Consider the following 19,958-nt stretch of genomic DNA (forward strand, 5'->3'; position numbering starts at 1 on the left):
ACGGCGCACAATGACGGTTTTCTGGATCATGACGGCGCTGGTTGCTGCGCTTGCGGGCCTGCTGGTGCTCAGCGCCGCGCGGCGAGGGGCCGATGTGGCGGGCGAGGCCGAGACGCTGGCGGCCGCCGTCGAACTGTCCGAACTGGATCGACTGAAGGATCGTGGCCTGCTGGACGCGGCGGGCTGGACCGCTGCGCGGGCTGAGGCCGGACGACGTATCCTGTCGGCGGAGCGGCAGACCGCACCTGTCGTGGCCGGGCGGCAGGACCGGACCTGGGTGCTGGGCGGCATCGGGCTGGCCGTCGCGTCGACGCTGGGGCTGTATTTTCTGATCGCCACGCCGGGTCTACCGGACCAGGGGTTCGAGAGCCGGGTCGACGAATGGGCGACCTCGCCCGAGACGCTGGAGGCACCACAGATCGCCGCCGTCGTCGCCCGCGTCGTGCGTGACCGACCGGATGACCGCCAGGCCCTGCTGATGCTTGGCGCGGCGCGGTTCGAGGCCAATGACCCACTGGCGGCCGCCTCGGCTTTCCGACGCGCGCTGGAACTGGATGCAAACGACGCCCAGGCGTGGGCACGTCTGGGTGAAAGCCTGGTGCGGGCCAATGGCGGCATCGTCGGTGCCGATGCGGAAGCCGCGTTCCGGGAATCGCTGAGTCGCGATCAAGACCAGCTGGGGGCCCGTTATTTCCTCGGCGAGGCGGCGCTGACGCGGGGCGACGTTGCTTTGGTGCGCCAGATGTGGCTGCCGCTGATCGCCGCGCTGGACCCGGCCGATCCACGCCGGACCGATCTGGAACGTCGCCTGCCCGCAGAGGGCTCTGCACGATGAGCTGGTTACCAAAATCGCCTAAGGCGCGTCGCAGGCTGTGGGTCGTGGCGGCGGTCGCGCCCATTCTGGCCCTCGCCGTCGGCTTGTCGCTGTATGCCATGCGCGACAGCGTCACCTTCTTCTTCTCACCTTCCGAGGCGACGGTGGAAAAGGCCCCGGCGGGTCGTGTCGTGCGTCTGGGCGGGCTGGTCGAGGCGGGCAGCGTGTCCAATCCCGGGCCCGGCGAGGTGACCTTTGCCGTCACCGACAATGTCGCCACCACGCGCGTCGTCTATCGCGGCGACCTGCCTGACCTGTTCCGCGAAGGGCAGGGGATCGTGGCGCAGGGGGCGTTTCTGCCCGACCGCACGTTCCGCGCCACCCAGGTCCTGGCCAAGCACGACGAGAACTACATGCCGCGCGAGGTCTCCGACCGCCTGAAGGAGACCGGCGAATGGCGGCCCGCTGAGGCTAGCCAGCCGTGATTATAGAGCTTGGGGCCTTCGCCCTCATCCTGGCGCTCGTGCTGTCAGTGCTGCAGACGGGTTTCGCCGTCGCCGGGCGGCTGCGGCGCAGTCCTGTGCTGGCCGGTGCGGCCGAGGGTGCGGCCCTGGCTAGTGCGCTGACGGTGGCTCTGGCCTTCGCCGTCCTGATCTTCGCCTTCGTGATCTCGGACTTTTCGGTCTCCAATGTCGCGGCCAACAGCCACACCGACAAGCCGATGCTCTACAAGGTCGCCGGAGCTTGGGGCAGCCATGAAGGCTCGCTGGTGCTGTGGTGTCTGGTCCTGACCGGGTTTGGGGCGGTGCTGGCGCGGGCGCGCGGCCTGCCGTTTGGACTGAAGGCCACGGCCGTCGCCACCCAGGGCGCGCTGGGGGTGATGTTCATCGCCTTTGCCGTCTTCACCTCCAACCCGTTCGCGCGACTGAACCCGGCCCCGTTCCAGGGCGCATCGCTGAATCCACTCTTGCAGGACCCGGCCTTGGCCTTCCACCCGCCGCTGCTCTATGCGGGCTATGTCGGGCTGTCGGTCTGTTTCTCGCTGGCGGTCGCGGCCCTGATCGAGGGCCGGCCCAACTCCAGCTTCTGGCCTGCGTGGGGCCGCTGGGTGCGGCCCTGGGCCCTGGCCAGCTGGGCCTTCCTGACCGTCGGCATCGGGCTGGGCAGCTTCTGGGCCTATTACGAACTGGGTTGGGGCGGCTGGTGGTTCTGGGACCCGGTCGAGAATGCCAGCTTCATGCCCTGGCTGGCGGCCGCCGCCCTGCTGCACAGCGCCGTGGTGACCGAACGGCGCGGAGCCTTGGCCGGATGGACGACCTTCCTGGCGCTATTGGCCTTCACCTTCTCCATGCTGGGGGCGTTCTTGGTGCGGTCGGGCGTGCTGACCAGCGTGCATGCGTTCGCGGTGGACCCTCAACGCGGCCTGATGCTGCTGGCCATTCTGGGCGTCACGGCCGGGCTGGCCTTTGCCCTGTTCGCATGGCGCGCGCCCCGGCTGAAGGGGGGCGGACTGTTTGCGCCGGTCAGCCGCGAGGGTGCGCTGGTGCTGAACAACTTGTTCCTGACAGCGGCGGCGGCGACGGTGCTGCTCGGCACGCTATACCCCCTGCTGCTGGAGGCGATGTCCGGCGCGACCATTTCGGTTGGGCCGCCTTATTTCGCCCTGACCTTCACGCCCCTGATGGCCGTGGCCTTCCTGATCCTGCCCGCCGGGCCCCTGCTGGCGTGGAAGCGAGGCGATCTGAAGGGCGTGGGCCAGCGGCTGATCGTGGCGGCAGGGCTGGCGCTGTTGGTCGCGCTCGCGGGCTGGATGGCGTTCGAGCCGAAGAAGGCCCTGTCGGCACTCGGCATCGGCCTGGGTGGCTGGCTGATCCTGGGCAGTCTGGCGGAATGGGCCGAGCGGGTGCGGCTGTTCCGCGTATCCGTGGCCGAGACTTGGCGGCGCGCGCGTGGCCTGCCGCTGGGAGCCTGGGGCATGACCTTGGCCCATGCGGGTCTGGGCGTCTTCGTCTTGGGGGCGGTGGTCGAGACGGGATACCGGCTGGAGGCCGCGCGCCCCCTGGCCATCGGCCAGTCCATCGAGGCTGGGCCTTGGATCGTGCGTCTGGATGCGGTGCAGGTGGTCGAAGGCCCCAACTATCTGGCCGAGCAAGGGCGTCTGACGGTCGACCGCGCCGACGGCCGTTCGCCCTCGACTGTCACCGCCGAACGGCGCTTCTTCCCGGCGGGAGGGCAGACGACGACCGAGGTCGGGCTGGATTTCCGGGGTCTGGACGATGTCTATGTGGTGCTGGGGGAGCGGGCGCGGGCGTCCGATGGAGCCGCCGCCTGGAATGTGCGCGTCTGGTGGAATCCTTGGGCGCGGCTGATCTTCCTCGGGCCGACGATCATGGCCCTGGGGGGCGCGCTGTCATTGTTCGACCGGCGGCTGAGGGTCGGGGTCAGCCGGCGGCGCACACCGACGAAGGCGGTGAAGGCGTGAAGCGGATTCTGCTCATTGGCGCGATGTGCTTCGCATTCGCCGCACCCGCCTTGGCACAGGAGCCGCCGCCAGCACCCGACCGGCCCTTGCCGGACGCCGCCCAGGAAGCCCGCGCCCAAGCCCTGTTCGATGACATCCGCTGCGTCGTCTGTCAGCATGAGGCCATTGCCGACAGCCCGGCCGGCATCGCCGGCGACATGCGCGGCCTTGTGCGCGACCAGATCGCCGATGGGGCCAGCGACCAGCAGATTCGCCAGGATCTTGTGCGGCGCTATGGAGACTTCGTCCTGTTCAAGCCGCCGGTGCGGGGCGGGACCTGGCTCTTGTGGTTTGGTCCGCTGATCCTGATGCTGGCGGCGGGGGCGCTGATCCTGTGGCGTGGTAGGCGGCATCCGGTCGAGGTCGCGGCTCTCACACCGGAAGAGGACGCGCGCCTCAGTGATATTTTGAAGCAGGAGGCCGTTCGCCGCGATCCTGACGCAAAGCCGTCCAACGACTAGCGTTTCATGGAAGCAGGATTGCTCCATGCGGACAGTCGGTTAGGCTGTCGCTTCTGACTGAACACTGAGCGGGCGCATCCGCGTTCGCCTAAGGGAAGACAAGGCTGTCGATGATGAAGCGTAAGGAGTTCATGCTGGGGGCCGTCGCGGGCCTGTTTTTCGCCGCCGCCGCGACCGCAGGCGGGGTGATCGACTGGCCGACGGCAGAGGCCGGGCCCGTTGCGGGCGTCTCGGGCCGGCTCAATGCCAGTGCCGGGGCCAATGGCGTCGCCTTCGCCCCGCCGCAGGGTGCCCCCCTCAGCTTCGCCGACATCTTCGCCCAGGTCTCGCCCGCCGTGGTGCAGATCGAGGTCGAGACGCGGCGTGAAGCTACGGCCGCCGACAGCCTGGTCCAGATTCCGGGGCTGCCCTTCGCCATTCCCAACCCCAATGCCCAACCGGATGAAGACGGTGGCGTGCGCGGTCGCGGGGCCGGCTCGGGCTTCTTCATCTCCGCCGATGGTTTCATCGTGACCAACAACCACGTGGTCGAGGATGCGACCGAGATCACGGTCAAGCTGGCCGACGGTCGCGAGATCGAGGCGACCGTCGTCGGCCGCGACGAGGCGACCGATCTGGCCGTCATCAAGGTGGATGGCTCCGACTATCCTTTCGTCACCTTCGAAGAGTCTGCCCAGCCGCGCGTGGGCGACTGGGTCGTCGCCGTCGGCAATCCGTTCGGCCTGGGAGGCACGGCCACGGCGGGTATCGTTTCGGCCCTGGGTCGCGGCAGCCTGGACCGCCGCACCCCCTATACCGACTACATCCAGATCGACGCGGCCATCAACACCGGCAATTCCGGCGGACCGACCTTCGATATCTACGGTCGTGTGATCGGCGTGAATTCGGCGATCATCTCGCCCGGCATGAACGGGGGCTCGGTCGGCATCGGCTTTGCCATCCCCGCCTCGGTCGCCAAGCCCACCACGGATCGCCTGATGCGCGGCGAGACGATCGCGCGCGGCTATCTGGGCGCGACGCTGCAGACATTGAGCCGGACGGAATGGCGCGCTCTGGGCCTGCCCGCTGATTTCAAGGGGGCCTATGTCGCTGATGTGACGCCCGGCGCGCCCGCGGCCGAAGCCGGCCTTCGCGTCGGTGACTATATGGTCAGCGTCAATGGCACCGTTGTCGACGGCAGCACCGAGGCGACGCGTGAAGTGGCGCGCGTCAGCCCCGGCGAGAATATCCGACTGGAGATCATCCGCGACGGCCGTCGCCAGACGCTGAATGTTCGCGCCGGCACTCGTCCGTCAGAGACCGAACTACTCGCCATGAACTCGGATTCAGGCGGCGCAACTGCGCCCGGTCAGCCGCCAGCGGCAGCTGGTCAGGTCGTCGAGGGCATGACCGTGGCCGCGCTCACGCCCACGCTGCGCCAGCGTTATCAGGTGCCTGATACGGTCAACGGCGTCGTCATCGCCGACGTCGCCAGAGGCTCGGCTGCGGCTCAGGAAGGCTTGCGTGCCGGCATTGTCATTACTCGCGCGGACAACAAGGTCGTGACCACTCCCGCCGAGCTTGCGGCCGCCGTCGAAGGCGTGCGTGCGTCGAACCGGCCGGGCATCTTCCTGCTCCTGCGCAGCCAACAGGGGCCGGGTCAGATCGTCCTGCCACTCTCGAACGACTGACGCACGAAGTCTGTCCAAGCCTTAACTCACGGGTTCGCCGCCGATGCGCTAACATCGGCGGCGAATCTGTTTTCGGAGGGGCTTCATCATGCGCATTCTGGTCGTCGAGGACGATGCCGAGGCCGCGACCGCCATGGTTCGGGGCCTGACCGAGGCGGGGCACGAGCCGACCCATGCCGTAGACGGGGCCTTCGGCCTGCTGGAGGCGCAGAAGGGCGGCTATGACGTCTATGTCGTCGACCGGATGATGCCGCGCCTGGACGGGATCGGCATGGTCGAGACCCTGCGCAAGGACGGCGACCAGACCCCGGTCCTGTTCCTGTCGGCCCTGGGCGAGGTCGACGACCGCGTCACGGGCCTGAAGGCCGGGGCCGACGACTATCTGGTCAAACCCTATGCCTTTTCCGAACTGATCGCGCGGGTCGAGGCCCTGTCGCGTCGCCGCGAAACGGGCAGCGTCGCCACCATGCTGAAGGTCGGCGACCTGGAGATGAACCTGATCAGCCGCGAGGTGCACCGCGCCGGCAAGGAGATCGACCTGCAGCCGCGCGAGTTCCAGCTGCTGGAGTTCCTGATGCGTCACGCCGGCCAGTCGGTGACCCGCACCATGCTGCTGGAGAAGGTCTGGGAATACCATTTCGACCCCCAGACCAACGTCATCGACGTCCACATCAGCCGCCTGCGCGCCAAGATCGACAAGGGCTTCGACCACGCCATGCTGCAGACAGTGCGTGGGGCGGGGTATCGGCTGGAGGCGTAAGCGCCGCAGCGTCTGATGAAACTTCCTTCCCTCCTTCGCCGCACGCCCTTCCGGCTGACGCTGCTGTTCCTCGCCCTGTTCGCGGCGGCGGCGGCTGCGATCCTGGCTTGGGTCTATGTCGCCTCGGCGTCCGAGGCGCGGGCCCGGACCCAGGACGAAGTGACGCGCGAGCTGACGGTGCTGACCGACATCTACCGGCTGCGCGGGCTGGATGCGCTGAACGCCGCCCTGGTGGACCGCACGATTACGGGCGGCTCGTATCTGTACATGCTGATGGACCCGCAAGGGGCGTTGATAACCGGCAGCCTGACCGAGACGCCCATCGACATCGTGCCGCGCGGCACGGGCGACGGCGGGGCGACACCGACGTGGGACACCTTCCGCTATACCGACACCGACGCCAGCGGGCGGGTGACGCGGCCGGAATCGCTGGGGGTTCAGGTGCGGCTGTCGGGCGGTGAAATCCTGTTCGTCGGCCAGTCGATGGGCGACACGGAGGCCTATCTGGCGCGCCTGACCCAGGCCCTGTGGGGCGCGATGGGGATCGTCCTGCTGCTGGGTCTGGCGGGTGGTCTGTTGATCAGCCGTAATCTGGAGCGGTCGATGCGGCGGCTCCAGACGGTAGTCACAGGCGTGCAGGAGGGCGATCTGAAGGTGCGGGCCGTCGTGCGTCCGAACGGCGACGAACTGGACGAGCTGGGCCAGGGGCTGAACACCATGCTGGACCGGCTGGAGGGGTCGATGGCCTCCATCCGGCATGCCGGCGACGCCATCGCCCACGACCTGCGCTCGCCCCTGACGCGCATGCGGGCCAAGCTGGAGGTCGCCCTTATGGATGCCGAGGCGGGCAAGATCGACGGCGTCGACGCGGTCCAGCTGGCCCTGGACGAAGCGGACAGCCTGCTGAAGACCTTCAACACCGTGCTGGCCATCGCCCGCCTGCAGGCAGCGGCGGGCCATACGCCGGACCCGAAACTGTTCGACGCCGCCGACCTGGCCGCCGACATGGCCGAGCTGTACGAACCGGCCAGCGAGGACAAGGGGCTGGAGTTTTCGGCCGAGATCGAGCGCGGCCTCATGATCGAGGCCAACCAGCCCTTCCTAGCCCAGGCCCTGGCCAACATCATCGACAATGCCATCAAATACACGCCGACCGGCGGCGCCGTGATGCTGAGGGCACGACGGCGCTCGTCCGGCGAGATCGAGTTTTCGGTCACCGACACCGGGCCGGGCGTGCCGGAGGCCGACCGCGACCGCGTCACCGAACGCTTCGTGCGCCTGGACAACAGCCGCACCGAGGCGGGGTCGGGCCTCGGCCTGTCATTGGTCGCCGCTGTCATGGAGGCGCACGGCGGGCGCATCCAGCTGGACGAAGGCCCTGGCGTCTATAACGGCTTTGGCCCCGGCCTGCGGGTGGCCCTGGTGGTTCCGGCGGCGGGCGGATGAGGCTGGCGGACAGCCTGCATGCGTGCGGACCGGTGGTCAGTGCCGAGGCCGCCGGGCGTGCGCATGAGCGGTTGTCGGAGGCTGCGAAGGAAGGCGGCTGGGCCGCGACGCTCGAGACCGCCTGGCCTGCTCTCGCTCCGGTCTTTGCGGCTGCTCCCTATCTGTTCGGTCTGTCCCGGAAATGGCCGGAGACCCTGCGGAGTTTGCTGGAGAGCGCGCCCGATCAGGCGCTCGACGCCCTTCTGGCCCGCACCGACGCCCTGACCGACGGGGCGGACGAGGTTCGTGCGCCCCTGCGGCGTCTCAAGGGCGAACTTCATCTGCTGACCGCCCTGTGCGACCTCGGCGGGGTCTGGGACCTGGATCAGGTGACGGGCGCACTCAGCCGGTTTGCCGATGCCTCGACGCAGGCGGCTCTGCGCGCGGTGGCGCAGGATCAGCGTGAGCGCGGCAAGCTGGTCTCGCCGCCCGACGATTCACGCGGACCCGTGCCCGGCCTGTTCGGCCTGGCCATGGGCAAGCATGGCGCGTTCGAGCTCAACTATTCCTCCGACATCGACATCAGCCTGTTCTGGGACCCCGACGCCCTGATCCCCGCCCTGGCCGAGGGGGTGGAGCCGCAGCGGTTCGTCGACCGCATGGCTGCGGCCCTGGCGACCCTGATGCAGGAGCGGACGGGGGACGGCTATGTGTTCCGCGTCGATCTGCGGCTGCGGCCCGATCCGTCCTCGACCCCGCCGGTCGTCGCCACACCGTTTGCCCTGTCATATTACGAGGGCGTCGGCCAGAACTGGGAGCGGGCCGCCTTCATCAAGTCGCGCGCCATGCTGGGCGACATCGGGGCAGGGCAGGCGTTTCTGAAGGCGCTGGTGCCCTTCATCTGGCGGCGCAGCCTCGACTATCCCGCCATCCTCGACATCCAGTCGATCAAGCGCCAGATCCACGTCCACAAGACCGGCGAGGGCCTGGAGGCCGCCGGGGCCAATCTGAAGCTGGGGCGTGGCGGCATCCGCGAGATCGAATTCTTCGCCCAGACCCAGCAACTGATCCTGGGCGGGCGCGACCCCGCCCTGCGCAGTCCGCGCACGGTAGATGCCCTGGCCCGCCTGCGTGACGCGCGCCATGTGAGCGCCGAGGTCTGCGCCGAATTGACCGCGGCCTATGTCCGCCTGCGCGGGCTGGAACACCGGGTCCAGATGCTGGACGACGAACAGACTCACAGCTTGCCGATCGACCCGGTACGCCGGTCCATGGTCGCGGCCCTGGCCGGAGAGGGCGATCTGGCCACCTTCGACGCCGACGTCGAGACCCTGCTGGTCCGGGTCAACACCCGCTATGGCGAGCTGTTCGAAGGCGAGGAGGAACTGTCGTCCTCCTATGGCTCGTTGGTCTTCACCGGGGTGGAGAACGATCCGGAGACCTTGGCCACTCTGGGCCGGATGGGGTTTGCCGAGCCCGCCAGCGTCGCCGACACGATCCGCAGCTGGCACCACGGCCGCATCCCCGCGACCCGCAGTGCCCGGGGACGCGAACTGTTCACCCGTCTGGCCCCGCGCCTGCTGACCCAGTTGGCGGACCTGTTTCAGGACGACCCGGGTGCCGTTGACCCCGCCTTTCGGCGGTTCGCCGTCTTCTTCTCGGGCCTGAACAGCGGCGTTCAGGTCCAGGCGCTGTTCCTGGCCCAGCCGAAGCTGTTCGATCTGGTGCTGGGACTGCTGGCCTTTGCGCCCCGGCTGGCGCGGACGCTGGGGCGTTACCCCGCAGCGCTCGACAGTATGCTGGATGCGCGGTTCCAGACGACGCTGGGCGTCAACACCGGCCTGTTCGACCAGATGGCCGAGGAGGCCCGCGCCGCAGACGATTTCGAGGCGGCCATGAACGCCGTGCGCCGCCTGCACCGCGACCAGATGTTCCGCATCGGCGTCCAGGTGCTGACCGGTCGCATCGATCCTGAGGAGGCGGGCCGCGCCCACGCCGCCCTGGCCGATGCCGTCATCACGGCCCTGGCCCCCGTTGCCATGACCGAGACGCAGCGTCAGGGCGGACGCCTGCCGGGTGGCGTCGTCGCCGTCGTCGCTTTGGGCAAGGCCGGTTCGCGCGAGATGACGGCCAGTTCCGACCTGGATCTGATGACCGTCTACGACGCCCCGGACGAGGCCGTGTCCGACGCCAAGGGATGGGCCGCGGGCGTCTTCCAATCCCGGTTCACCCAGCGACTGATCGCAGCCCTGTCGGCGCATACGGCAGAGGGCGGGCTGTACGAGGTCGACATGCGGCTGCGGCCCGGCGCAGCCAAGGGGCCGGTCTCGCTCAGGCTATCGGCCCTGATCGACTACTATGCGGAAGAGGCCGACACATGGGAGTTCATGGCCCTGACCCGCGCCCGTGTTGTCTGGGCCAGCGATGCTGAGTTCGGAGAGCGAGTGACCCAGGCCCTGGGCGACATCCTGCGACGGCCCCGTCCTGGCGTGGATGTCGCCGCCGACGCCCGCCGCATGCGCGATCTGATGAGCCGCGAGCGCCCGGGGCAGGGGGCGTGGGACCTGAAGCTGGCACCCGGCGGTCAGGTCGATGCGGAATTCGTAGCTCAGGTGAGGCAACTGGCGGCAGCGGCGAAGGGCGAGGCGCTGACCGTCTCGACACTGAAAGCCCTGTCCGGCGACCCGGCCCTGGCCGAGGCCTGGCGGTTGCAGCAGGGGTTGAGCCAGCTGCTGAGTGCCGCCTTCGACGAACGCCCGGACCCGTCGCAGGAACCCGCCGGCCTGCGTCGCCGTCTGGCGGACGCGGCGGGATGCCCGCATTTCGAGGCTCTGACCGAACGGTTGGCGCAAGTCCGGCAGCAGGCACGCGAGGCCTTCGATCGTGCGCTCCCACCCGTCGCGACGGAATGACGACACTGCCGCGTTTGATCTCCTGACAGGGCGACCCGACCGCTGCGGCGGTTTCAGGAGATGACCGGAATGACGAAGACAATCGTGATCGGTGGCATGGTCGCCGTGACCTTTGCCGCCTTGGCCGGAGGCGTCATGGCGCAGCAGGCCAATCGCCCCGCACGACCCCAGGCCGAGATGACCCGGGCGGCCTTTGTCGATGCTCGCATCGCACGCCTGACCGCGGCCGATGCCAACAATGACGGCACCGTCACGGCCGAGGAGCATCAGGCCGCGCGTCGGGCCAAGCGAGCTGAGCGTTCGGACAGCCGTTTTGATCGCATGGACGCCAACGGCGACGGGTCCATCAGCCGGGCGGAGTTTGATGCCCTCCGCGAAGCTCGCGCGGGCCGCGGCTCGCGTTCAGAGCGCGCCGGGATGCGTGGTCCGCGGGACGGTCGCAGTGGCGAGCGCGCTGCGCGGATGGCCGACCGTGGTCCGGTGGTGATCGCCGAAGCCCGCACCAAGGCCGAGCAGGCCTTTGCCCGTATGGATGCCGATGGCAACGGCGTCGTCACCGCCGCCGAACGCCAGGCGGTTAGGGGCGAGCGCCGGGCCCGCATGACCGAGCGTCGTGCCGCGCGGCAGGCCGCGCCTGCGCCGGCCGCCGCGCCGATGGCCGAGTAAGCCGTGGCCGGGGCGGCGATCCGCGCTGTGATGCAACTCGCCGCCCCGGCGCGTGTTTCGGCTCGACCCGGATCAGGATTCTGGTCCAGAACAGCGGTCTGGCGGGAGCGAACCGATGAGGCCGGATTGGCGCTGACCGCCGACCCCGATGAAGATCTGGTGCGCCGCGTGGGTCAGGGCGATCCGGCGGCCATTCAGGCGCTGGTGGCGCGCAAGCTGCCGCGCATGCTGGCGCTCGCCCACCGCATGCTGGGCGATGCCGCCGAGGCCGAAGACGTGGCGCAGGAGGCGATGCTCAGGGCCTGGAAACAGGCACCGCGCTGGACGCCGGGACAGGCCAGGTTCGACACCTGGCTGCACCGAGTCGGCTTGAACCTCTGCTACGACCGGCTACGCCGGCGGCGCGAGGTCGCGACGGATACTCTGCCGGAACGCGTCGACGAGGGCCCGGCCCCGGATCGTGGCCTGATGGCGGCGGCGACCGGGGCGCGGGTCGAGGCGGCCCTCGCTGGCTTGCCCGACCGCCAGCGCGAGGCCATCGTGCTGTGCCATTATCAGGAGCTGACCAATATCGAGGCCGCCGCCTTGATGACCATCAGCGTGGACGCGCTGGAAAGCCTGCTGTCGCGTGGGCGGCGGGCACTGAGACTGGCCCTGGCCGACATCCGGCCGGGAGCCGAAGGAGCATGACGACCATGACCCCGGCGCGATTCATCGCCCTGACCGAAGCCTATGGCGCAGACCGCCGACGCTGGCCCGAGGCCGAGCGTGCGACGGCAGAAGCGTTCGCAGCCCGGCATCCGGAGCTCGTCGGACAGGCCTTGGCCGACGCGGATGGCCTGGACGCCCTTCTGTTCGCCTCCCGCCCGCTACAGCCGTCGGCGGCATTGCGGGATCGCGTGATAGCGGCGGCCGCTGTGCGTCAGGGTCGCAAGACCTGGCGGAACCGGCTGGGCCTGGCCATGGGCGCGGGTTGGGCGGCCGCAGCCTGCGCCGGCGTGGTGGCTGGCGTAGTTCTGACCGATCAGTTTACGGCCAATGCCCAGGCCGATGCCGTGCTGTATCAATCCATGCTGGTCGGCGTGGACGACACGGAGGTCTTGGGATGACGTCGCGCGGGCTGAAGATTGCCCTGGGCGTGTCTGTGGCGCTGAACCTGTTCGCGCTCGGCGCGGGCGCGACGCTGTATGTTTCGCAGGCGCGGATCGCCCAGCAAGTCGAGGCCCAGACGCGGGCTCCGCGCGAAGGCTCGCCCCAACGTCTGTTTGACCGCCTTTCGCCAGAAGAGCGCCCGCGTGTCCGTGCCGCCATGCGCGCATCGGCCTTGGCGGCGCGTCCCGACTTCGAGATGGCCCGCGATCGTCGTCGGGAGGCCATCGCCATGGCCGCCACAAAGGATTTCGATCCGGAGCGGCTCACGGCCCTGCTGGCCGAGTCGCGGGCTGCGGATCAGCGCGGTCGTGCACGCATGGAACGCGACACGGTCGCCCTGCTGGCCACGGTCGAAGGGCAGGACCGCGTGGTGCTGGCCGAGATCCTGAAAAAGCGACGGGACCGGACCCGACCTGGCGCTCCCGCCGGGGACCGTCCGGTCGCGGCTCCAACCAGCTAAGGTTTCAAGCGGCGCGGGCTTGGGCTGGTGAGGCTGCCTGTGCGGATGTGCCTGCCGCCACAGGCCGTTTGATCGGAACATCGAAGCTGACGGTCGTGCCGCGCCCCGGCTCGCTCTGCATGACCAGCTTGCCGCCGTGCAGTTCGATCAGTGACTTGGTCAGGGCCAGGCCCAGGCCGGTGCCTTGCGTGGTCTTGGAATGCTGGCCTTCGACCTGTTCGAAGGGCTGGGCCAGTCGGCTCAAGTCCTTGGCGGCGATGCCTATGCCCGTGTCGGTGACCGCCACGCGCAAACGCTCGTCGTCCAGTTGCGACACCGCCACGACGATGTCGCCACCTTCGGGCGTGAACTTCACGGCGTTGGAGATCAGGTTCAGCATGACCTGCTTCAGCGCCCGCTGATCCGCCTCGATGGTCGGCAGGTCGAGCGCGTCGATGATCAGCTTCAGGCCAGCCTCCTCGATCTTGCCGCGCATCAGCAGGGCCGCATCGGTCGCAACCTCCTTCAGCGACACCCGCTCATAGTGCAGGGTGACCTTGCCGGCCTCGATCTTGGCCATGTCCAGAACGTCGTTGATCAGGCTCAGCAGGTGCTGGCCTGACTTCAGGATGTCGGCGGCATAACCCTTGTATTTGGCATGCCCCAGAGGCCCGAACATCTCGTTGGCCATGATCTCGGAGAAGCCGTTGATGGCGTTCAGCGGCGTACGCAGCTCGTGGCTCATATTGGCCAGGAACTCGGACTTGGCCTGGTTGGCAGCCTCGGCGCGGGTCATGGCGACTTCGTACTTGCGGGCCAACAAGCGCAGCTTGTCCTCGCGGTCTTCGAGCTCGGTGATGGTGGTGTGCAAGGCGTCCGTCGCCCGCTGACGCTCGGCCTCCTTTAGCTTGATGGCGGTGATGTCAGCCGCGGTCACGACTGAGCCACCGTCCGATGTCTGGCGCTCGATCAGTTGCAGCCAGCGCCCGTCGTTCAGCTCAATCTCTCGCGCACCCTCGCGGCCGCCGGTGGCGGGCTGGTCCGACTTGATGGCCAGGGCGGCGATCTGGTTCAGATCCTGTTTGAACGCACCGCGTCGCAGCACGCCTTCGCCATAGGCGAAGGCATCCTGAAACGCCTGGTTCCATAGGATCAGCCGGCCGCCCTTGTCGAACAGGACGAAAGCATCGGACACGCTTTCGATACCGTCGCGCAGGCGCATCTCCGCCGCCTGGGCCTGAGCCTTCGAACGCCGGGCCTCGGTCGTGTCCAGGGCGATACCCAGCACGCTGGTGAAGCCCGTCTCCCCGCGTTCGCCGCGCGCCTGGCCTCGGGCGTCGATCCAGCGCGCCTTGCCCTTGGCGTCGGGCACGGGAAAGCTGACCTCGAAGGTCCCGAACATCTGGGCCTGTTGCAGGGCGTGCAACACAGCGTCGTGATACGTGTGATGAATCTGGGCCAGCACCGTCTTGACGGGCAGGGAGCCGCCCTCTTCGAGCCCCATCAAACCGGCCATGAAGTCCGAGATGGTGATGATCTCTGCTTCGGTATCCCATTCCCAGACGCCGCAACGCGCCGCCTCGACCGCACCGCGGAACCGCTGTTCCGACGCCGCCCAGGCCTTGCTGATGCCCTGCTGCTTGCGCTCGACCAGAAGGACCAGGCCGATGACGGCCAGCCCCAATCCGGCGGGGATGATGAAGATCCAGCCCTCGTTCAGCCACCCCAGCGATCCGGTGGCCGTGCGGGTCGTGGCCACCGCGATCAGGTCGGTATCTGCAATCGGAAGCGCCATGCGGCGCACGCTTCTGGCATTGATTTCAAGCTGATCGGCCTGGCCGTCCGCGCGTATCGGTCGGACGGCCAGACCCAGACTGTTCAGATCCTGCGCCGACGTCTTCACGATCGTCGTCGGCCCGGACAGCAGCCACAGTTGCGCCCCGTCGCGCGGCTGCAAAGACGGCAGGGGAACGCGGCCGACCAGCCGGCGGCCATCCGCCATTTCACGGGATATCAGCAGGTGCTTGCGGTCGCTGGCCAAGGCGGGGCTGATGTCCGATACGGCGAAGGCCTCGGCACGATCTCCTGTGGTGGCCCCGACGCGACCGGACAGCGCGACGATCGCGAAGCTGGCGTCGGGAGCCGCCACGCGGGCCTGGGCGACGATCTGGGCGTCTGACAGGCCGGAGCGGATCGCGGCCCGGCTGGCGGCCTGGACCGGCGCGATCAGGCGCTCGACCTCCAGCGCCAGGATTCGCGCCTCGCGGTCCACCGCCTCCAGACGCAGATTGTCAGTCTCCACGCCGGGCTGGGCGACTTCACGCGTGAACAGCAGCATACCCAAGGCGATGACCAGCACGAGAGCCAGTATCCCGACCCGCAACCAGGCGGGCGCACCGTCACGACGGTCGGTCGCCCGACGCCCCTCGGCGGTTATGCGGCGCTCTGTGCTCCGCAAGCGTTGATCCCCCAGCCCAAATCACCAGAGCCGGAATCTAGGCTGCGTCGCGGATTCGTGTCGAGGACTGGTTTACAGATCCTCAACGCTTTCAGGCGGCGTGTGACTCAGAAGACTCGCGCCGCGCCGGCTTGACCTTCGGGCGGGCCAGCACGTCGGTAATCGACTGCAGCAGGCTGCGCGCCTGACGGGCGAGTTGCACCATTTCGGGAGGCGCATCGTCAGGGTCATGATCGACGGCTTCGACCAGTTGCGAGGCGATGACCATCAACTTGGGGGCCGCCGCGATCAGTCGTGCCTGGAACTCGATATGGTCCGGGTCACGGTCATATTCCGCGCCGGGCACGCGCCAGCCGCCCCAATCCATGCGGTCGGTGACCACTACTGGGTAGGTGCCGGGAAAGGGATGATGGGCACAGTCTTCAAGTTGCTGCCACTTGTTGCGGACCCGCATTAGCCGCCAAAGACCCATGTCGGCCGACGACGCATCCTCCGTCGGCACAAAAAGCTCATTGGCCTGGAACTCGCGTCCCAGCCCGACCTCATAGGTGACGCGGATTGGCTCGGAGAAACCCTTGGCCCAGACCGGCTTGACCTTTTCGATCTCGGCCCAGGCTCCGACGCACTTCACCCAGACGGTCTGGCCCTTTTGAAACTGTGCGAGCGCCATGATCTCACCCCTGTTGAACACGCAGGGTGGCGTTCAGCCGTGAACACACGGTTCCGCAAAAAGGTTAAGACGACAATCTTCAGCGCGAAATCGACTCCAGCGCCTCGCCCGCATACCGCTCCTTGACCCGGGTCGACAGGTCGCCCAGCGACACCACCCCGACCAGGCGTCCGTTCCTGTCCAGCACCGGCAGGCGGCGGATCTGACGGCTGGCCATGGCGTCCAGCACGGTCTTCAGATCGTCGTCCGCCCGCGCCGTCATTGGGTCGCGCGATAGGCATTCGAGGACTGTAGAGGCCGTCTCCGCTCCAGAGGCCAGGCCGCGCACCACGATGTCGCGGTCGGTGATGGTGCCGATCAACTGATCGCCGTCGGCCACGGGCATGAAGCCGAAATTGCCGTCCTTCATTCGCCGGGCAACCTCCTGCAGGGTGTCGCTCGGACGGGCGACCTGGACGTCCTTGCTCATCACGTCACGGACTTTCATCGGGGCTCTCCTCGGATTGCGATGGCTGGAAAACCCGCGCCCTGGATCAGGGTTCCGCGCGAGTATCTACACGGGCCACGACCGACAGGCCGGGCCTCAGCCGATCCAGGCCGTCCTGCCCGGGGTCCAGGGCGATGCGGACGGGCACGCGCTGGGCCACCTTGGTGAAGTTGCCGGTGGCATTGTCGGGACGGATGACGCTGAACTCTGATCCCGTTGCCGGGGCGATCTGTTCCACGCGTCCGGTCAAGGTGCGGCCACCCAGGGCGTCGACCGACAGTTCCACGGGCTGACCCACGCGGATGTCGCGCAGTTGGTTCTCCTTGTAGTTGGCGACTACCCAGACGCGGTCCGGCACCAGTGCCATCAACTGGGTGCCGACGGCCACCTGCTGGCCCTGACGCACACTGATTTCGCCCAGCCGACCGGCACGTGGAGCGACAATGCGGGTGTTGGCCAGATCGATTTCGGCCAAGTGCACTTGCGCCTGGGCGTTCTCCACGGCCGCTTCCAGAGATCCGCGACTGACCACGGCGGAGGTTACGCCGGTTTCGGCGATACCCTCCTGCGCACGGGCGGCCGCCAGTTGCGCCTGCGCGGCCTGAAGCGCTGTTCGGGTCACATCGACCTGAGCCTGGGCAACCCAGCCACCGGCAAACAGCGTGCGCGCCCGCTCGTGATCCGCCTGGGCCTTGGCCACACTGGCCTGTGCTCCGGCAATGGAAGCGCGGGTCTGGGCGACGGAGCCGCGAGCGGACGTCTGGGTCTGGGCCGAGTTGGCGAGCGAGGCCTGCGCCGAATGCAGCGCGGCCTGAGCTTGTTCCAGCTTCTGGCGATAGATGCGGTCGTCGATGGTGGCCAGCACCTGGCCCTCGCTCACCGTCTGGAAGTCCTGCACCTTTACCTCGGTGACATAGCCTGTGACCTGCGGGGCGATCACCGTCACCTGACCGCGGACATAGGCATTGTCGGTATGCTGTACGCCCGAGGTGAAGGGCGGCAAGTGCCAGGCCCAGAGCACCAGCAGAACTCCGACGATCGCGGCCAGTCCCAAAAGTACGGAAACCAGGATGCGTTTGCCCGGCGGCGTACTGGGGGATGCGGCGTGGCCTGCTGCGCCAGGTGAGGCCGGCGGGCTCTGGGCGGGCGCGGTGCCGACCGGAGTGGGTGATGCTGGCGAGGGGGCTGAAGACGTTGTGTCGGTCATGGGAAAGGTTCGTTCAATCGATGGCAGTTGCGGCGGCGGACGCCTGAGCGGCATCCACCTTTCGGGCGGCACGGCGTGCGGCAAAGCGCGGCCTGAAATGGTTGAAGGTGACCCACAGGCACCCGATGCCGGCGAACAGGGCGATCATCAGGAAGACATCGTTGTAGGCCAGGACGTGGGCCTGCTGACTGATCTGCTGCTGCAGCAGTTGTTGGCCTTGAAGGGCTCGCAGGGCTGGATCCCCGATGACGCGGGCATAGGCACCAGACAGCTGTTGAAGGCGCAGCACCACGTCCGGGTCACCCAGCGTGATGCTCTCTGACAGCTGGTTGGAGTGAAACTTTTCCCGCCAGGTCTCGACTGTGCCGATCAGGGCCGACCCCATGAGGCCGCCGACGTTCTGACCTATGCCGAAGATGACGATGAAGCTGACGAGATTCTGAGCCCCCTTCTGCAAGACCTGCACGATCCCGCTCATCAGGGCCGGCCCGATGAAGAAGGCGGCGGCGAACGCGATCAGCGACTGGCTGAAGAACAACTGGGCCGGTCGGGTGAGGACGGTAGAGTGCGCGTCGATGAAGGCCCCTATGGCGATCAGGCCCAAGGCGATGGCCATCGGCTTGTAAAGCTTGGTCGGGTTCATGGTCAGGGCGCTGGTCAACGATCCTGCCGCGGTAGCGATCAGGATCAATACGAACAGGCCGCGCATCTGATCCGGCCCCAGGCCCATCTGGGTGAGCAGGCCCACGGCACCGGACGTCTGTTCCGACAACACGATGCGGATGCCAACAATGATCAGAGCCAGCCTGATGATGTCCGGCCCGGCCATCCATTTCAGGTTGATCAGCGGCGTCCTGCGATTGTACTCGATGATAAGGGCCGCGCTCAGCAGCATGATCGATCCGATCAGGGCCCAGCCGATCCAGGACGCCTCTGTCCACCAGACGATCCGCCCCAGGCCCAGCACGGCACAGAGCAATGCCATGCCGGGTGCAAACAGCGCAAAGGTGACGAAGTCCAGCTTTTCGAACACGCGCAAGCGCTGAGACGGCGGCATCTTCAATGCAAAGACGGCCGCCAGCGAGAGAAGCGAAAGCCCCAGTTCGAAGACGTGGAAGCCCTTCCATTCCGATATCTGGATCAGATCGTTCGAGAAAATGCGCACTAAAGGAATGGCAAGGCTGAATGCCCCGATCCCCAGCACCAGTCCCTTGAGCCTGTGCGGAGCAGGAAAGGCCTGGATGATGTAGAGGATGCCGAGAGACGACAGGGCGGCCGATGCCATGCCCGCAAAGGCCCGCACGACCATCGTCGACTGATAGTCGTCGAAGAACAGGTTCCCCAACCCAATCAATACATAGGCGGTCAGGAAAATCTGGGCGAACAGCCGCAGCCCATACTGCATGCGGAACTTGATCAGCAGCAGGTTCATGCAGGCGTTGGTCATCACAAAGACAACCGGCAGCCAGGCGGCCTCAGCCACCGACACGCCGAGCGCGCCTGCCAGCTGCTGGGTATTGGCGGTGATCATGGCCGACCCAATGCTGCCCGTGGCTGTAACCAGCAGGCCGACCGACGCATAGGCCAGTCGGTATGGCAGGGTATGATCGGGCGTGGCAGGCGAACCGGGCAGCATGGGCCGCTCATGCGGCTTCAGCGTCTCGAGATACTCGGCCCACGGCAGATTGAAGTTGCGACGGCTCATGACCGGCACCTCACGGCATCCAGTACAAGCTCCAGCGTACGGGCGGCGATGATGTTCCTTTCGGCCAGGGTGGCATTGTGCAGACCGGCACCCAGCATGGCCGCCAGCACACGGATGTCGGTGCCGCGCAGGTCCGCGCGAACTGTGCCTGCAGCCTGCGAAACTTTCAGGGCAGGCAGGGCGGCCGCGACCATGGCCTGTCGGAGCGGCGTCAGGATGTCGGGCGTGGGCGAGGCTCGCACCACGCCGCCCAGAGCCGTGTTGCGCACCAGCCGCTCGGACAGTGCGGTAATGAAATTGGCAAAGGCCTCCGGCTCGGCGGGCTCGGCAAACTGGGCTGCCAGTTCGGCCACGTCGTCCAGCAGAACGGCCAGCGCAATTTCCGTGCGCCCCGGAAAGTTTCGATAGAGCGTGGCCCGACCGACACCGGCCCGCTCTGCTATCCGATCCAGAGGAGCATCGATGCCTTCTTCGGCGAACACAGTCCGGGCCGCAGACAGCAGCAATGAGCGGCGGTCTGCGGCATCTTTTCTGAGGGGGCGGGCCATGACCGGTCTTAAGTGGACACCGGTGTCCACTTCGTCAAGGGCAGGCAGGCGACGCCTGATTGT

18 protein-coding genes are annotated in these 19,958 nt (G+C 67.6%); 12 read left to right on the plus strand and 6 right to left on the minus strand.

The features are described 5' to 3' along the window. Positions 1 to 10 precede the first annotated feature (10 nt). The 12 genes from ccmI (at position 11) to ACE3TH_RS10370 (ending at position 12,841) form a co-directional block, all read left to right on the plus strand. The gene (gene ccmI, locus ACE3TH_RS10315; protein ID WP_374599665.1) at positions 11 to 835 is read left to right on the plus strand and encodes a c-type cytochrome biogenesis protein CcmI; all 825 of its coding nucleotides are present in this window, start codon (positions 11 to 13) and stop codon (positions 833 to 835) included. Next, positions 832 to 1,299 (plus strand): cytochrome c maturation protein CcmE, encoded by a 468-nt coding sequence (gene ccmE / locus ACE3TH_RS10320; RefSeq protein ID WP_374599666.1) that lies wholly within the window; start codon positions 832 to 834, stop codon positions 1,297 to 1,299. The genes ccmI and ccmE overlap by 4 nt, the downstream gene beginning before the upstream one ends. Continuing rightward, positions 1,296 to 3,296 carry a heme lyase CcmF/NrfE family subunit gene (locus tag ACE3TH_RS10325; protein ID WP_374599667.1) on the plus strand — a complete coding sequence of 667 codons (2,001 nt, stop codon included), beginning with the start codon at positions 1,296 to 1,298 and terminating at the stop codon, positions 3,294 to 3,296. The genes ccmE and ACE3TH_RS10325 overlap by 4 nt, the downstream gene beginning before the upstream one ends. Continuing rightward, a complete protein-coding gene (locus ACE3TH_RS10330) occupies positions 3,293 to 3,796 on the plus strand; it encodes a cytochrome c-type biogenesis protein CcmH (protein ID WP_374599668.1) in 504 nt (167 codons plus the stop codon). The genes ACE3TH_RS10325 and ACE3TH_RS10330 overlap by 4 nt, the downstream gene beginning before the upstream one ends. Positions 3,797 to 3,906: 110 nt before the next feature. After that, a complete protein-coding gene (locus ACE3TH_RS10335) occupies positions 3,907 to 5,466 on the plus strand; it encodes a trypsin-like peptidase domain-containing protein (protein WP_374599669.1) in 1,560 nt (519 codons plus the stop codon). A gap of 88 nt (positions 5,467 to 5,554) precedes the next feature. Further along, positions 5,555 to 6,226, plus strand: a complete 672-nt coding sequence (locus ACE3TH_RS10340; RefSeq protein ID WP_296165403.1) for a response regulator transcription factor — start codon at positions 5,555 to 5,557, stop codon at positions 6,224 to 6,226. A gap of 15 nt (positions 6,227 to 6,241) precedes the next feature. Further along, on the plus strand, positions 6,242 to 7,672 hold the full coding sequence (locus ACE3TH_RS10345; protein WP_374599670.1) for an ATP-binding protein: 1,431 nt from the start codon (positions 6,242 to 6,244) through the stop codon (positions 7,670 to 7,672). Beyond that, positions 7,669 to 10,563, plus strand: coding sequence for a bifunctional [glutamine synthetase] adenylyltransferase/[glutamine synthetase]-adenylyl-L-tyrosine phosphorylase (locus ACE3TH_RS10350; protein ID WP_374599671.1), 2,895 nt, complete (start codon positions 7,669 to 7,671; stop codon positions 10,561 to 10,563). Before ACE3TH_RS10345 ends, ACE3TH_RS10350 begins: the two co-directional genes overlap by 4 nt. A 69-nt stretch (positions 10,564 to 10,632) precedes the next feature. Continuing rightward, positions 10,633 to 11,229, plus strand: a complete 597-nt coding sequence (locus ACE3TH_RS10355; protein WP_374599672.1) for an EF-hand domain-containing protein — start codon at positions 10,633 to 10,635, stop codon at positions 11,227 to 11,229. Between the two features lie 126 nt (positions 11,230 to 11,355). After that, positions 11,356 to 11,919, plus strand: a complete 564-nt coding sequence (locus ACE3TH_RS10360) for an RNA polymerase sigma factor (protein WP_374599673.1) — start codon at positions 11,356 to 11,358, stop codon at positions 11,917 to 11,919. Next, complete coding sequence (locus ACE3TH_RS10365; protein ID WP_374599674.1) at positions 11,916 to 12,338, plus strand: hypothetical protein; 423 nt, start codon at positions 11,916 to 11,918, stop codon at positions 12,336 to 12,338. Before ACE3TH_RS10360 ends, ACE3TH_RS10365 begins: the two co-directional genes overlap by 4 nt. Further along, positions 12,335 to 12,841 (plus strand): periplasmic heavy metal sensor, encoded by a 507-nt coding sequence (locus tag ACE3TH_RS10370; protein ID WP_374599675.1) that lies wholly within the window; start codon positions 12,335 to 12,337, stop codon positions 12,839 to 12,841. Before ACE3TH_RS10365 ends, ACE3TH_RS10370 begins: the two co-directional genes overlap by 4 nt. A gap of 4 nt (positions 12,842 to 12,845) precedes the next feature. Here ACE3TH_RS10370 and ACE3TH_RS10375 read toward each other — a convergent pair whose 3' ends face one another. The 6 genes from ACE3TH_RS10375 to ACE3TH_RS10400 form a co-directional block, all read right to left on the minus strand. After that, entirely contained in the window at positions 12,846 to 15,278 is a 2,433-nt protein-coding gene (locus ACE3TH_RS10375; protein WP_374599676.1) for an ATP-binding protein, read from the minus strand. A 91-nt stretch (positions 15,279 to 15,369) separates the two neighbouring features. After that, positions 15,370 to 15,948, minus strand: coding sequence for a hypothetical protein (locus ACE3TH_RS10380; RefSeq protein ID WP_374599677.1), 579 nt, complete (start codon positions 15,946 to 15,948; stop codon positions 15,370 to 15,372). Between the two features lie 79 nt (positions 15,949 to 16,027). Further along, positions 16,028 to 16,435 carry a CBS domain-containing protein gene (locus tag ACE3TH_RS10385; protein ID WP_374599678.1) on the minus strand — a complete coding sequence of 136 codons (408 nt, stop codon included), beginning with the start codon at positions 16,433 to 16,435 and terminating at the stop codon, positions 16,028 to 16,030. A gap of 46 nt (positions 16,436 to 16,481) precedes the next feature. After that, positions 16,482 to 17,642 (minus strand): HlyD family secretion protein, encoded by a 1,161-nt coding sequence (locus ACE3TH_RS10390; RefSeq protein WP_374599679.1) that lies wholly within the window; start codon positions 17,640 to 17,642, stop codon positions 16,482 to 16,484. Positions 17,643 to 17,655: 13 nt separating this feature from the next. After that, positions 17,656 to 19,347 carry an MFS transporter gene (locus ACE3TH_RS10395; RefSeq protein WP_374599680.1) on the minus strand — a complete coding sequence of 564 codons (1,692 nt, stop codon included), beginning with the start codon at positions 19,345 to 19,347 and terminating at the stop codon, positions 17,656 to 17,658. After that, positions 19,344 to 19,895 (minus strand): TetR/AcrR family transcriptional regulator, encoded by a 552-nt coding sequence (locus ACE3TH_RS10400; RefSeq protein WP_374599681.1) that lies wholly within the window; start codon positions 19,893 to 19,895, stop codon positions 19,344 to 19,346. Before ACE3TH_RS10400 ends, ACE3TH_RS10395 begins: the two co-directional genes overlap by 4 nt. Between the last annotated feature and the right edge of the window lie 63 nt (positions 19,896 to 19,958).

The sequence above is a fragment of the Brevundimonas sp. genome (assembly GCF_041919755.1).
GTDB lineage: Bacteria > Pseudomonadota > Alphaproteobacteria > Caulobacterales > Caulobacteraceae > Brevundimonas.